Below are 14358 nucleotides of genomic sequence, written 5' to 3' on the forward strand. Positions count from 1 at the left end.
AAGTCCGGAGCTTTACGCCTCTCCGAGTGGGGCGCCCATCTGCTCCATGAACGCGACCGGGTCAACGGCTCCGGCGGGGCTCCGGTCCGCCTCCAGGTGGACTTCATAGTGCAGGTGCGGTCCCGAGGAGCGTCCGGACGAACCGACGTATCCGAGGAGCTGCCCGGCCTGCACCGTGTCGCCTACCTGCACCAATGGTGCCTGTCCGAAGTGGCAGTACCTGGTGAGGTAGTCACCGGCGTGCACGATGTTCACGTACCAGCCGCAGCCCGCCACCTCGGGGGAACCGTCCACGTCGCAGGAGTACGGGCCTCCGTTCAGGCTCGCGTTGCATTCGGAGGTGATCACGGTCCCGGCGGCGGCGGCCACCACTTCCGTGCCGCGCGGGGCGCCGAGGTCGACGCCGTAGTGCGTGGGCCGCTCCGGGGTGCGGAAGCCCGACCAGACCGGGGCCCGCACCGGAACGGTCCAGCCCGCGGCCGAGATCTCGCCGGCTGCCGCGCAGCTTCCCAGCTCGGTCGACACGTTGGCGACGCGGGCACCGCCGTTCGTGAGCGTGTTGACGATGTCGATGGCCGTCGGCTGGTGCTTCGCGTAGGCGTCCGGGAAGGCCGAGACCTGGACGGCCTGGGCGGCGTCGGTGAGGGCCATGTTCTCCCAGCCGTCGATGGTCAGGAGCTTGTCGTAGAACTTCTCGGCGGCGACCGCCGGGTTCATGAGCTCCTCGACGCTGCCCCAGCCGGAGGCCGGACGCTGCTGGAACAGTCCCACGGAATCGTGGTCGTAGCCCACTCCCTCGTCGGACAGCTCCATGCTGGAGGGGTGGGCCGGGTTGGCGAGGTTCTTCAGGCCGCTCTCCTGCATCGAGGTGGCGATCGCGATGATCCAGCCCCGGCTCGGGACCTCCATCTCCTGCCCCACCGCGACGATGATCGCGGCGTTCCTGATCTGGTCGGAGCCGTAGCCGCCAATCGAAGGGAACTCGGCGTCGGGGTCGATCTCGACGTTCGAACCGCAGCCGGCGAGCAGGGTCTCCTGGTTCGGGTCGTCCCGCTGGTCGGTAAGCAATTGCACGACCGCCACCACCGCGCCGATGCAGCAGACCGAGAGGAATGCCACGGTCCAGATCATGGGCCTGAGGCGTTTGGGGATGCGGGGGGATCGGGGTTCGTCTGTCGTGGTCACGGCGACTCCCAGTCGATCGCCGAGACCAACCAGTCCTTACTCGTCCATCCGTTGGCGCTCTCAGACATGGACAGGATCAGGGTGCCGGTGTCCGTAGGGATGGAGACCCGGTTGCCTTCGGCGGTAGCTTCGCCTTCGATGCTTTGGGCGGGAACCGATGTCGGGTCGACCTGCTCCATCGCCGCGGCCCGGTCCTCGGTGAGGTAAGGGGCGATCGACTCGTACCAGGCCGCTTGGTCGAGTCCGTCGGGGTTGAGCCAGGCCTCGGCGAAGGCGAGCGCGCGGTCGACTGCCTCTTCAGGTAGTTCCTCGGCCGCGTAGCAGTCCTCGCCTTCGCAGTCGAACGTGGCGATGCCGTCGTCGGCCGTCATCTGATCCGGGATCTCGGACTCGTCCGATGATTCGCCGTTCCCCGAGGTGCTGCCGCTGAGCGGGGTGTCGTCGCGGGTCTGGGCGAGGGCGAGCGCGATGATGACCACGACGAGGATGATCGCCACGATGCCATAGCGGGAGAAGACGATCCGGAACAATCGTCGCAATGTCAGGACCCCCTTTGTGGCCTGTAGACCCCGTCACCCGAGGTCGATGCGGTGCTCGGGGCCTGCTGGCCGGGCTGGTGGTCCGGCGGCGCGGAGCGGGTCTCGGTGCGTTCGGCGGTCCGGACCGAACCCCGGTCCGCCTGGCCTTCGGGGCGAGTTTGATCCCGGGTGCGCTCGACGATCCGCTCACGCTCTCTCTCGATCTCCCGTTCCTTCTCGGTGTCCCTTCGCCTGCCCAGCAGGGCGTCGGCCGGGCCGCCGCCGGCGACCAGGTTGTTTATTCGGCGAAACGGGCGCAGCAGCATCCACGCCGCCACACCTAGGAGCCCTATGAGGATGACCTGCATGGGCACGGGCAGAGTGGTGCCCAGGATTCGACCCGTGGCGAAGATGTAGATCACCGCCGCCAGAGAGAACACAGCCACGTTGATGACCGCGCCGAGCACCGTGTTGACCAGGCGCTTGAACGGTCCGCCCGCGGGGCGCAGGATCGCGATCGTGCCGACGATCGGCAGCGCGACGATCGCGAAGCGGACGATCATGAAGCCCAGGATGATCAGGACCGAAGCGGTGATGTCGAAGAGCGCGAAGAACAGGGAGGTCAGCAGTGTCAGCAGGCCGGTTCCAGTCCGCTCCCAAGCGCGTTCGCCGCTTAGGTGCGCGTAGGCCTCGGGGTCTTCCTGCTGGATTTGGGCCACGAGGTTGCGCCAGAGTTCCTGTTTCTCTTCGATGAGCCTGTCGCGAATCTCAGGGTCCGAGGCGGCTTCGTTGTCGATCCAACTAAAAGCCTGGGCCGAATAGAGCGCCCTGCCGTACTTGTAGGCCACATTCGAACTGGAGACCACAGGGTTGCCGTCTTCGGTTACGATCTCACCATTCTCTCGCTCGTACTCGAATTCTTCGCTCTGTCCGAGCATGGTCCGCAGCCAATTTTGGTAGAGCACTTCGTTCGAGACAAGATCCGAGGCGAGGACTGAAGCGGAGCGGGTATCGATGCAGAAATTCGGGTTGTTGCGGTTCCGATCCAGCATTTCCTCGACCTCATCTTCGGTTAGGTCGGAGCCGTCGATGCAGTCTGCAGCTGAGTCGTCTTGAATCAGAGTGGTGCTCAAGTTCATGCCGACCTTGAGAGCCTCATCGGTGTAGTTCGCGGACTGAACCGGCCAACGTACGACCGCAGTGACCAATACAAGAATGAGTGCGGCCCAAGCGACGGTGGTGACTGCGTTGTTCATGTCGGCTTGGCGGCTGCGCCACAAGAGGTAAATGCCGATGACACCAACCGTGACAGCTCCGAAGACGGTGAAGACTTGTTCGTAGACAAGCTGTGAGACCGTCTCCATGAAGCCGTTCGACCAACCCCACATCCGATCGGGCTCCCAAGCAGCCTGTCGCAGCGAGTTCGAGGCGCCGATGACGGATTTCGAGACGTTGAACTCCATGTTCGCCAGAGCATTCGCGGTGTCGGCCCCGTTAGGAAGGGAGATCGAATTGACGCACGAGCCGCTGATGCTCATCTCCTGGGAACCGTACATCGGCAATTGGTATCCCGCGTAGCCGTAGCGGCTGTAGGTGCCGACACCGGTGCTCTTATCGAGCTCGCTTGGCTCGGCGAACCAGCCGGCCATGCCGGAGTCAGGGGTCGAAGGCTGCGGTTCGACCTCGCAGTCCAGTTCGGTGCCGGTGGGCAGCACGTCGACGCAGGCGACCCAGTCGTTGTGCCACTCGTAGTCGGTGCACCCCTCCTCGCCCTGCGCGCCCGCGGAGGTCGGCATGAGGAACAGGGCGCCGGCGGCGGTCGCCAGTACCAGGATTATTCGGGCCAGTTTTCGCGCTATGCGAGGAGTTTTTCGGGAGGGGTGGGCCACTACTTCTCCTCCCCGGGAGTGGTGTTGAGGTAGTCGAGCAGGCCGTGCACCCAGCCGAAGTCGGCCCGGATGCGCTGGACCCGGCCGTCGACGTCGCGCATGACGAACTCGCGGTACGGCAGGCGCTTGGTCTCGGCGGCGTCCACTTCGCTCAGCGAGGCGAGGACCTGCTCGTAGCCCACGCCGGTGGGCACGCGCAGCATCTGGAGCGCCTCGGAGGCCACATCGGCGTCCTCGGCGATGCGGCCGACGAAGACGGTGCTGACCAGGTTCTGGACGTCGAGGCTGAGGATGTCCCTGGGGTTCTGGCTGGCCACGAGCGCGGCCAGGTTCCACTTCCGGGAGTCGCGGGCCAGGCGCACCAGGAAGGAGCGGCCGGACTTCCAGCCCTCCATGAAGTGGGCCTCGTCGAGGCCGACGAGCTTGCGGCGGTTCATGTCCCCGCCGTAGGCGCGGCGGACCGCGAGGCGGTGGGCGGTGTGGAGCATCGGCAGGGCCAGGGCCTCCTCGGCGCTCCAGTACTCGCGCTCGATGCCCAGGTCTGGCAGCCGCAGGCCGGCCATGGTGATGACGGTCAGGGCGGTGTCGTCCTCGAGCACGCCCCTGTCGGGGGTGCCGAAGAAGAGCTTCGCCAGGGGCATCTCGGCGGCGTCGAGCAGCAGGGCGGCCAGTTCGGCGCCGTCACCTGTGACGTGGTCCTCGGCGTCCTGCAGCGACTCGACGATGTCCTCGAGCGCGGAGTCCTCCTCGGCCGGGACGTGCCGGGCCGCGTGGCGCAGCAGGCGGGCGGTCGAGGCTTCGCGCTGGACCTGCGGGGGCAGGAGCATCGCGCAGATGTCCTGCACTAGCATCCGGCGTTCGGATCGGGCGTTGGAGACGGCGATGTCGTACTCGCGCTGGCCCTCCGGGGTGTCGTCGAAGTGCTCCCGCCTGGGCGAGGGGATGAGCGCGTACGGCGCCAGCGTGCCGTATTCGGAGCCGGTCAGGTTCAGCACCCGCGAATACGGCTTGAGGTCGGGCATCTCGCACAGCTTGGCGAGCGGGCCGGACGGGTCGAGCAGGGTCACCTGGACGCCGCGGCGGGCCGCCAGGTAGCCGAGGGCGCCCATGAGCGTGGACTTGCCGCCGCCGGGTTCGGCGACGAAGACGCTCAGGCCGGACTTCTCACGGACTTCGGTGGCGAAGTGCAGGTCCAGGAAGACCGGCCTCCTGCACGTTCCGGCGGTGCGCCCGATGAGGTCGCCGCGCCGGTCGCCGACGGTGGAGGCGGCCTGTGGCAGCGCCGCGGCGAAGAGCTTGACCGGCATCCGCCGCACATACCCGGTCTGCGCGACCGGTTCGCCGGGGACGAACTCGCGGGCCAGCCAGTCCTGGTTCTTGGGGTGCTGGAGGCTGATGCGCATCTCCCGCTGGTACATCTGCATCAGCGTGCGGGCCCGCTCCAGGCACTCTTCCTTGGTGTCGGCGGTGACGGCCAGGCGGTGCCAGCCGTGGGCGCGGGCGGCGTCGATCGGGAGGCCCGTGGTCATCTCGTCGCCGACGCCGAGGGCGCGCTCGGCGAGGCGCTGGAGCTCGGGCGGGGCGTCCATGGCGTGGTCGTCGTAGTCGCGCTGCTGGCTTCGGATCATGCGCAGGCGGTGGTCGAGGTCGCGGAAGGCCTCGCCGGGGCCGAGGATGTCGACGCGGCTGGACAGTTCGATCGGCCACGGGCAGCGCTCGTGGAAGTGCAGCCAGGGCTCGTGGCGCTGGGGGATCTCGAGTTCCTCCATGCGGCCGACGGTGAGGATCGCGGTGTGCTTCTCCTCGCCGGTGAGCCGGTTGACGAGCTTGACGGTGGAGCCGTACGGGCTGCGGTAGCGCTCGATGGACTCGCTGAGGGCGAGGACGTCGCCGGGGCTCCAGTCGCTGTCGTGGCCCGAGAGCAGCCGCGGCGGCTCCATGCCGAGGGCGACCGAGCGGTAGACGAGCCATTCGAGCTCGGAGGTCGTGGCGCGTCGGGCGCGCACGCCGAACGAGCCGAGGACCTCGTCGAACTGGAGGCTGCGCTTCTCGATGCGCTCGCGCTCGGAGAGCTTGGTGCCGCGGCCGAACATGCGGCCGACCTTCTCGCCGAGGTTGTCGAACATGGACCTGCGGGTGAAGGTGATGCCCAGGAACGTCTGGCCCTCGGCATGGGAGAGCTGGTGGAGGTGGCGCTGGGCGGCGACGAGGTGGTCGGCCCAGCTGGTGCCGCCGGGGACGGTGCGCAGCGGGTGGGCCGTGGCCTGGTCGACGTTGCGGGCCCACTGGTCGGCCTGGAACGGCTGGGTAGTGCGCCTGAGGTGGACTCGCATTCCGGCGAGGCCGGCGAACTGCTCGGCGATGGCGGTGATGAGCGCTTCGCGCTCGAGGTCGGGGCGGAAGGACCACCGGACGCCGGGCAGCTTGTACCAGGCGGTGACGGTGTTGGGAGTGAAGGTGGCGTGCCCGGCGATCTCGGTCAGCGACAGGTCGCGGAGCGGGGCGCGCTCCTTCTCCTGCTTGACCGGCTTGACGCGAGACGGCTTCGGCTCACCGGTGGTGGCGAGCTCCTCCGCGCTGGGCTTTTTGACCGGTACGAGCTCCTGCGAAGGGGCTCGTCGTTGAGCTGTGGAAACTCTCCCGCGCCCCTGGTCAGGTGCCTGTGGATAACTCGGCGCGGATTGTGGATAACTCTGTGGGTGCTGTGGATAACCCTGTGAATTCCCGCTGGTCGGAGCCTGTGGATAAGCCTGTGCGCCACCCTGTGGATAACTCGACCGTTCCTGTGGATAACCCTGTGGAGAAGGTGCGGTCGGAGGGCTCGTCGGCGCAGGTGGAGTCGCGTGTCGGGATCCGTTCTGCGAGCGCGCCTGCTCCGCCGGTTGCTGCTGCCCGGCGGGCTCGGTCCGGCCCTGCTGCCTGACCGTGTCCGTCCTGCCGTGCTCCTTGACCGGCTCCGCCCTGAAGACGGCGTCGGCCAGGGCGGTGGCGTCGTCGTCGAGGTCGCCGGAGCGTTCGCGGTCGCGGACCGGGGCGGGAGGCCGGGGGGCGGAGAACTTGGCGACGGGCTGTCGGCGATCCTCGCCGCTCATAGGCGCTCCTCTTGTCGGGCGGTCTCCACGAGTGTGGGACGGAGCCGGATCGATCGGGTCGAGAACGCCGGGATTCGCTTCTCGGCGCCTGCCTCTCGGGTGTGCTTCCAGTCGGTCAGGAGGGTGCGGAGCACGGTCGTCGCCGGGCGGTCGGCGTCGACGTAGCGGAAGATCAGGGAGGTCGCGACCAGGGCCAGGGAGATCTCGATCGAGGGGAAGAGATTGACGTCGCCGGTGAAGAGCCAGTAGACGAACATGAACAGGGCAAGCAGCGCGGCGAAGACCCCGTACTGGGCGTAGGGCAGGTGGATCGGGAGGGTGTACCCGGGCGGGCCTAGGTAGAGCAGCCGGGCGCGGTAGATGTCGTCGTCAGTGCGCAGGCGCATGGGCGTCCTCCATCCAGGCTGGCTCGGTGGCGGGGCGGGCGGGAGCTACTCGTTCTCGCTGAAGAGGACGTCGACGAGTCCGCCGCCCACGGCCACCAGTACGACCGCGCCGGCGATGAAGGCGATGCCGAGGATCGCGATGGTCGAGGACGTCAGCACCCGGCTGACCTCTCCCTTGTTGGCTCTTGCGATGAAGATGAGTCCGAGGATCGCGAGCAGGATCGGGGCGATGCGGCTCAGGAAGAAGCTGATGATCCCCTGGGTGTTGATCTCGGCATCCTGTGCCTGCACGTGGGCGGCCACCGTCCAGAGCGTGTCTTTAATCATCGTCAGTCCCATCTCGTCACATGGGCCACATAGACCTCATGTTATGCAAGGTTCATTCATGTAACTTGTCTCCCAACCCGACGGGGGGTCTGCGTTCATCATATGCCGGTCCCCTGACTCAGCGCACTGTCGTCGGCCCGATGCGCAATCGCGAAACCGGTCGTTCATCAAGTGAACCGCGGCCACTCGGATGTTTCAATGACCTGCGGCTTATCACCCTGTGTCGGGAATCCGACACTGCAATGGGGCATTGTCGAGCGGTCGTGGGCGGTCATTGGCCCCAGTAGTCGCCGAACTCCCGGTCGACCCGGTCTGCGTCGATGCCGTATCGGGACAATCGGTACTGATGGCCTCGCTTCGAGTCGGGGCGCTCCAGCACCGACCGCAGGGTGTCCTCCTCGGCGCCGGTCCAGCCCATCTCCAACTCCCCGAACAGGATCGGCAACTCTCCGTGCGGGTTGTCGGTGAGCCGATCGTACGAGACATCGATGAACCGCCCGGGCGCGGCGCCGGCGCGGACGCGGCGGGCCGCCTCGATTCCCTGCGGGAAGATCCCCAGCCACTCCGGGCCTATCGGTGCCGGGTCCACAGTGCGGTAGGTCAGTGCGCGGGCGGTCTCGACCAGGGAGCACCAAGAGCCCATCACCGTCGACGGCGCCCGGTGCGTCCATACGATCGTCGCGCCGTCGAACACCTTCAGCAGCACGTCGAGGTTGAACAGGTGGAACGGGGCTTTGAGCATCCAGCGCCGCCGCGGGAGGCCGAACTGGAGGACCTGGAGCACGCGCCGGTAGTGCTCGTAGTCCGGGGTGAAGTCGTGGGCGTCGAGCCAGGCGAGGTAGGCCGGCATCGAAGCGCGGGTGGTGAAGTTGTGCCCGTGGGGCAGCGCGAACACGCATTCCTCGGGCTGCAACGCCTCCAGGGGGTGGATCCGGTTCCATCCGGGAGCCGCCATGCCCCCGAGCCTGCCCATGGCGCGCGCCTGCCTGATCCGGCGCCGCTTGAGCTTCTCGTCGGCCCCGCTCAAGTCGGTGTTCACCAGCTCCCACAGCAGCGGCGCCCGGTTGCCGTGGTGCGCGGACAGCATCCGGTGCGTCAGGGTGGTGCCGGTGCGGGGCAGACCCGTCACGACCACCGGGCGCTCGATCGGCTCGCGCGCTATCTCGGAGCGCTCGGCCACCAGGCGCTCGACGCGCAGGTAACTGGCCATGCGGCGGGTCAGGTCGTCGACGAAGCCCTCCCAGCCGAACAGCGAGATCCCCTCGGTCTCGGCGGCGCAGTCGAGCAGGAACCGGTAGGACTCCACGAACTCCGGAGCTAGGGCCGCATCCGCCTCTGCCAGGCGTTCGGCCTTGGAGAGCATGCGGTCGAAGACCCGGCCCGGGTGGGCGCGGGCGCCCCGGACTCTGGCCGCACCGAGAGTATTGACGAGACTTACCCAAGGTGCGGTGCGTCGCATGCGAACTCCTTGCCGGCGGGGAGGAATGCGAAGATTCTTACATATCGTGGGCTGTCGTGTGGTGTCACGTGACGGCGGCGGGCGGCCCTGCTGTCACACTGTGTCGATAATCCGACACTAAACTCGGTGCTCCCGGTGTCCTACTCTCGATACCTGGAATGCACCGGAGAATAGACCCCGAACCGAACCTACGAGCCGGAGACCACTATGGACGCCATCGATGACATCGCCGGACGGCTCACCGTCGCGGCGATCGCATTCGCCGTCGCCGGCCTCGTCCTGGCCTCGCTCGCGGCGATAGCGCTCGGCGGCGTGCGCGCCGCCGAGAAGTGGCCCAGCGCGCCCCGCCCCCGAGTCGGACGGCCGGTCGCCCTGGCCGGGGCCATGTTCGGCCTCATCGTCCTCGCCCTGGCGGCCGGCCTGCTCTCCCTGGCGCGCATCGGCACCGGGCTCGACCCCAACCTGCGGGTCCTGCTCGCGGTCGGCATCGACCTGGCCGTGCTCGCCGTCGGCGTGCTCGCCGTGAACTACGTGGCCGGGCGCGTCGAAGTGCGCGCCCTGATCACCGAGGCCGAGCGCCCGCCCCAGCCGCCCCCGATCCCCGTCTCCGGCGACCCCACCCGCTACCAGGTCCCCGACCGCACCGAGGTCCCGGTCGACCACAACGGCACCATGCACGCCCCCGGCCCCCGGCGGCCCGCCGGGCCGATGGCCCCCGACACGGCCGCGACCGGGAACCTCAGGCAGGTCTCCGGCGGCGTCCCGACCATCCCGACCGACACCCGGCCCGGATGGGTGTTCCAGGACAAGGGCACCGGAGCCTTCTACGCGGCCGTCGCACAGAGCAGGGGCGGCATCAGCCTGCTGGCGCTCGACGACTTCACCGTCGCCCGCACCGCCTCGCTGGTCGGCCCCCTCGAACTGGTCGGCTCGGTCGAGGCCACCGTGTGGCCCCTGGAGAACGGCCAGAACCACGACGAGCAGGCCGCCTCCACCACCGAATAACGCACCTGCTCGGGAGCCTTCGGGACGGCGCGACTGGAACCCCGGACCGACCGCGGTTCCGGTAGTATTTCCGTATGCTCAGCCGCTTCGGGATCGAACCACCCGAGACCCCCTTGATCCGGCCATCCGAGCAAGACGCGGCCGCCGCCGCCGAACTCGGTTCGGTCCTCGACATGATGCGCCGGAGCCCCGCCCCCGAACCCGAGCCCGGGCAGGTGCTCCGGACGACCGCCGTGGCCTGGCTGCGCCTGGCCGCCGAATGCCGCGACGCCGCCGCCGTCATGGGCTTCGGCGAAGTCGGCGAACGACTCTACGAACTGGGGAAGGCGTCCGCCGCGATCGGCCTCCAACTGGTCGCGCTCTCGATCCGCCTGGAATCCGCCTGCCACCGCGGCATCCGCCTCGGCCCCGAACTGCCCCGCAGCAGCGGGCGCCGCTACACCGGCCGGCGCGTCGAAGCGAACCGCCGATAACGAGGTGGCCGTCAGCGTCGCCGAGTAGCGCCGCAGCTCCCAGCCCTCGAAACCGGGAGTCATCTCGACGCGCGCCAACGCCTCGACCGCACCCGACGCGCCGACCTCCGTGTCCAGGACCGAATCGGGGCCGAGTTCGACCTCGGTGCCCGCTCCCACCAGCACCTCCGGGGGCGGCGGGACCTCCACGGTCACGCGATGCGTCCCCGGCGCGAGCCGGTACTCGTTGACACCCCAGATCGAGGGGACGGGCTCGCCGTCGATCACGACCCGGGGCGCGGACATCCACGGGCGCACCTCGGGCGGATAGTCCTCCCCGAACTGGCGCGCTCGCTTGGCGGCCCTGGCCACCTCCTGCTCGTCCACGATCGTTCCGAGCGGCGCTTCGGGCCGATGCGGGGCCTGGACGTAGGCGAGGTTCACCCGGAGCCCGGCGGCGGGCGAGACGTCCCGAGGATCGACCGGCCGCCACGTCCCGACCGGGCACGGTGTCTCCCGGTACTCCGCGACCGGCAGGCCGAATCTCAGGCGGGCCTCGGCGATCCGGTTCCACACCCGCTCGATCAGCAGGCCGATCCGATAGAACAGGATGCCGCCCAAGATCGAGGCGAGGACGTACCCCACGAGGGCCAGATAAATGATCAGGCGCGATTGGGATTCGCCGGAATCGAATTGAAGCAGTGTCAAGCCGACGGCGGCGAATCCGGCCAGGCTCCCGAGGACTGCGAGCACCGCGGTCACCGCGCGCCCCATGCGCGGCGGGACCGACCGGGTCGGCAGCAGGAACCACTGGCGTACGAGCTCCGGAACGGGGCCCTCGTCGAGGCGCTGGGGCACGAACGAGGTCACGCGGGTGAACAGTCCCCGTTTGACCTCAATCGGCCAGTAGGCGCCGGAAGCGCCGCTCTGGATCTGAAGCAGGTAGCGGCCCGGCTCCAGATCGATGTCGACCCTTCCGAATCCGGTGGCCACCGGCTCACCGTCGATGAGCGCCACCGGAGTGAAAGGCCGCGGCTCGTCGAGCTCCTCGATGCCGCCGAGCAGGTCCGACTCCAGAATCAGGATGCCCTTCTCGGGCGAGGGAAGGCCCCTGGATCCGACCCCGCTCCTGACCCAGATCGAATACATCGCGTGCGAGAACACGGTCCGGCTCCCGAGCGGATGCTTCGCGAGCTCGTATGGAGCGGCGGCATCCTGCCCGAGAGCCTGCAGCCAGCGGAAGTTCAGACCCATAATCGCGCGGCCTGTTGGGCCAGGTTGCCGAGAAGATTCAGGACCGGCTTGAGTTTGTCGATCACTTCGAGCACGAACCTGATGATCTTCGCGGCCCGCTCGGAGATGCGCAGCACCTGCTTGATCGAGTTGAGGGCCCTCATGATCAGCGAAGCGATCTTGGCGACGCCCTGCGCGACCATGCCCGCCGTCCAGGCGCCGAACGTCGCCACCGCGGCCGCGGCCTGCGGCAGCAGCCGCGTCAGCGCCCAAGAGACACCCTTGGCGATCAGATCGACGATGTCCTGCCGCAGCATCTTCGCCAAGTTCGCCATCTCGGTGAGCAGCGCCTGCAGCGCCACCGCCAGGTAGCCCAGGACATTGGTGGACTCGCCGAGGTCCTCGACGCGAACGCGCGCCGTGTCGCCGTCTTGGCCGACCCAGTCCGAGAGGGCGTCTACTCCCACCTCTTTGACGTGGTCGCCGACCTGTGCGGCGCCTTCGGCCACGGTGCCCCACATCTCGGCCGACTTCTTCATGCGGCTCTCGTTCCCCGACACCAGGCCCACCAGGTCCTCCAGCGGCTGGAAGGCCTGGATGAGGAAGTCGATCAGGGTTCCGGCGAGCCACTGGACCGGGTCGAACTTCGGGTCGCCGATGTGCTCGACGAACGCCGTGTACTGCTTCATCGCGTCGCCGACGGCGAGGAGGTCGCCCGCCAGGCTCGTGGTGAGATTGGTGATCGCACCGAAGTCGGTCAAGCTGTCGATCTTCTGAGCGTTCTGGAACGTGTTGATCCCCAGAGTGAGCGGCGAAGCGGCGCTCTGCAGCATGTTGTTTCCGGAGACGTTGCTGTGGGATCGGCCGTCGTAGGCGATGCTGCCGTCGTCGTTGCGACCGCTGACCCGCACATCGGATCCGACCGTGTCGCCGTCGTAGCGGAGGTGGGCCGGCATGTTGCCGTACATGCCGAAGCCCTGATGGGTGTTGGTGTACGACTCGTTCCCGTCATCGGGGACGTACTGCGAGGCCCACTGGTGGAGTCCGCTCGTCTGCCCGTCGAAGTCGGCCTTGCGGGAGCCTTCGCCGGTGGTCGCGTCGTAGTAGTCCTTCCACTGGCCGCCCCAGGCGCCGTCCTCGGCGACCGTGGGAGATTGGCTGGGGGCGTTGTCCTGCCAGTTCAGTTCGTCGTCGGACATCACAGATCACCCGAATCGATCCGGTCGGCGATCCTGGAGAGCTCAGCGGCGATCTCGTCGTCGTTGCCCTCGTGGTCCTCCGCGCACTTGTCGAGCGCGGAGGCCAGACCGTCTATGGCGGTCCGGGTCTCCTCGAACGTCGGGTGCACGAAGCCGTTCATGCCGGCGAAGTAGACGGCCGCGAACGGAAGTCCGCCGAGCCCCCACATCCACAGGTCCGGGTCCGCCTCCTTGGCGTAGTCGGCCAGGGAACCGGCCTCGTCCGCCACTCCTCGGAGGATCTCGGCGGCCGATCTGAGCTGTTCGGCATCGATGTCGATAGAGGTCATGGGGAGTTCCTCGGGGGCTCAGCGGTCCAGATCCGACCCGAATATCGAGTCAGAGTCAGACCGTCGGCGTTCATTGTCGATTTGATCTGCGCGTAGCCTTCGATCTCGGTGACCGACCCTTCACGCAGATCCAGGTCGAACAGAAGTCTAGAAGATCCCAACAAATCCACCTCGGTGCCCTTGTCCAGCAACGGTGCCGGGCGCGGGATCGCGACCTCCAGAAGGTCGTGCGAACCGGGGGGCAGGCGGTACTCGTTCAGACCCCAGATCGCCGGCAGCTCGCGGTCGTCGAGGGTGATTCGGGGCGGCTCCACCCAGGGCAGGCCGCGCCTGCGCACCGTTGCCGCCTTGCGTTCCCCGGCGGCGTGGTCCCACCGCATGTCGCGCACCAGCGCCCGCCGCTCTCGCTTCCACCAGCGACCCATGCCCTCCAGCTCCTCGCCTATGACCTCGACGAACGGCGCGTCCGGATCCTGTCGGCGGCCCGGGATAGGCTGGGCCGCCACGGGTGCCTCCGGTAGCGGCGTACGACGGACTTCGAGCGGCTGGATCGAGTGGAAGCTGTCGTACAGGAAGACGACGTGGATGCGCAGGATCGCGCCCGAACCGGGATCGGGCTCGCTCAGGTCGTCGGGGTCGACCGGACGCCAGGTGATGTCCTCGCCCACCGGCTCGAACCGGGCGACCGACCGGCCGAGACGCCTGGGGCCCAGCCGGAAGCACCGGTAGAACCGCCGCATGCGCTCTGACAGGACGCCGCTGTAGAACGGTTCGGCGACGACCGAGGACAATCGCACCTCGCCGCCCTCGGGAACCTCCACGGGCCAGTGGCGGCCCGACGCCCCGGCCTGGACTTGGACCAGGTGCCTTCCCGCCGGAACCGCGATCCGGCCCCTCCCGCGGCCCGTGGCCGCGGGGGCGCCGTCGATCAGGATCACCGGGAAATGCCCCGGCCAACGCAGCAGTTGGTACTCGTTGCCCTTGGGCGGCAGCGGTTCACCCGGCTCCGGCCGTCGAACCCGAGGTTGGCGGGCCCGCGTGATCATCCTGGAGGAAATGCGGATCGTCCCGCACCCTTCGGGCACCCCGCCGACCCTCCCGGTCGCGACCGGGAACGGTGAACGCGCGTGCGGCCTGAAGCGGTGCGCGCCGGACAGCCTGCCGAACAGCAGGACGAGGTAGCGGACGAGTCGTTGCAGCATCGGGTCCTCCCGGACGGGCGCTCGACCTGGTCGCGTGCGCGACCCGGCTGGCGTCCGGTTGCTACGGTTGATACCGAGACCG

11 protein-coding genes are annotated in these 14358 nt (G+C 68.2%); all 11 read right to left on the reverse strand.

Going from position 1 to position 14358, the window contains the following annotated elements; all coding sequences use genetic code 11:
- Positions 1–12: 12 nt before the first annotated feature.
- Positions 13–1185, reverse strand: a complete 1173-nt coding sequence (locus JFB92_RS26425) for a M23 family metallopeptidase (protein WP_199034208.1) — start codon at positions 1183–1185, stop codon at positions 13–15.
- Complete coding sequence (locus JFB92_RS01550; RefSeq protein WP_199034209.1) at positions 1182–1724, reverse strand: hypothetical protein; 543 nt, start codon at positions 1722–1724, stop codon at positions 1182–1184. Before JFB92_RS01550 ends, JFB92_RS26425 begins: the two co-directional genes overlap by 4 nt.
- 2 nt (positions 1725–1726) lie before the next feature.
- Entirely contained in the window at positions 1727–3592 is a 1866-nt protein-coding gene (locus tag JFB92_RS01555; protein ID WP_199034210.1) for a hypothetical protein, read from the reverse strand.
- On the reverse strand, positions 3592–6684 hold the full coding sequence (locus JFB92_RS01560; protein WP_199034211.1) for an ATP-binding protein: 3093 nt from the start codon (positions 6682–6684) through the stop codon (positions 3592–3594). Before JFB92_RS01560 ends, JFB92_RS01555 begins: the two co-directional genes overlap by 1 nt.
- Positions 6681–7070 carry a hypothetical protein gene (locus tag JFB92_RS01565; protein ID WP_199034213.1) on the reverse strand — a complete coding sequence of 130 codons (390 nt, stop codon included), beginning with the start codon at positions 7068–7070 and terminating at the stop codon, positions 6681–6683. Before JFB92_RS01565 ends, JFB92_RS01560 begins: the two co-directional genes overlap by 4 nt.
- 45 nt (positions 7071–7115) lie before the next feature.
- Positions 7116–7397, reverse strand: coding sequence for a hypothetical protein (locus JFB92_RS01570; RefSeq protein ID WP_233162137.1), 282 nt, complete (start codon positions 7395–7397; stop codon positions 7116–7118).
- Between the two features lie 271 nt (positions 7398–7668).
- Complete coding sequence (locus tag JFB92_RS01575) at positions 7669–8856, reverse strand: sulfotransferase family protein (protein ID WP_199034215.1); 1188 nt, start codon at positions 8854–8856, stop codon at positions 7669–7671.
- A gap of 824 nt (positions 8857–9680) precedes the next feature.
- A complete protein-coding gene (locus tag JFB92_RS01580) occupies positions 9681–11477 on the reverse strand; it encodes a hypothetical protein (protein ID WP_199034217.1) in 1797 nt (598 codons plus the stop codon).
- Between the two features lie 80 nt (positions 11478–11557).
- A complete protein-coding gene (locus JFB92_RS01585) occupies positions 11558–12745 on the reverse strand; it encodes a hypothetical protein (protein ID WP_199034219.1) in 1188 nt (395 codons plus the stop codon).
- Positions 12745–13074, reverse strand: coding sequence for a type VII secretion target (locus JFB92_RS01590; RefSeq protein WP_199034221.1), 330 nt, complete (start codon positions 13072–13074; stop codon positions 12745–12747). The genes JFB92_RS01585 and JFB92_RS01590 overlap by 1 nt, the downstream gene beginning before the upstream one ends.
- The gene (locus JFB92_RS01595) at positions 13071–14276 is read right to left on the reverse strand and encodes a hypothetical protein (protein WP_199034223.1); all 1206 of its coding nucleotides are present in this window, start codon (positions 14274–14276) and stop codon (positions 13071–13073) included. Before JFB92_RS01595 ends, JFB92_RS01590 begins: the two co-directional genes overlap by 4 nt.
- Between the last annotated feature and the right edge of the window lie 82 nt (positions 14277–14358).

Origin of the sequence: Glycomyces salinus (genome assembly GCF_016428645.1) — a bacterium.
GTDB lineage: Bacteria > Actinomycetota > Actinomycetes > Mycobacteriales > Micromonosporaceae > Glycomyces > Glycomyces salinus.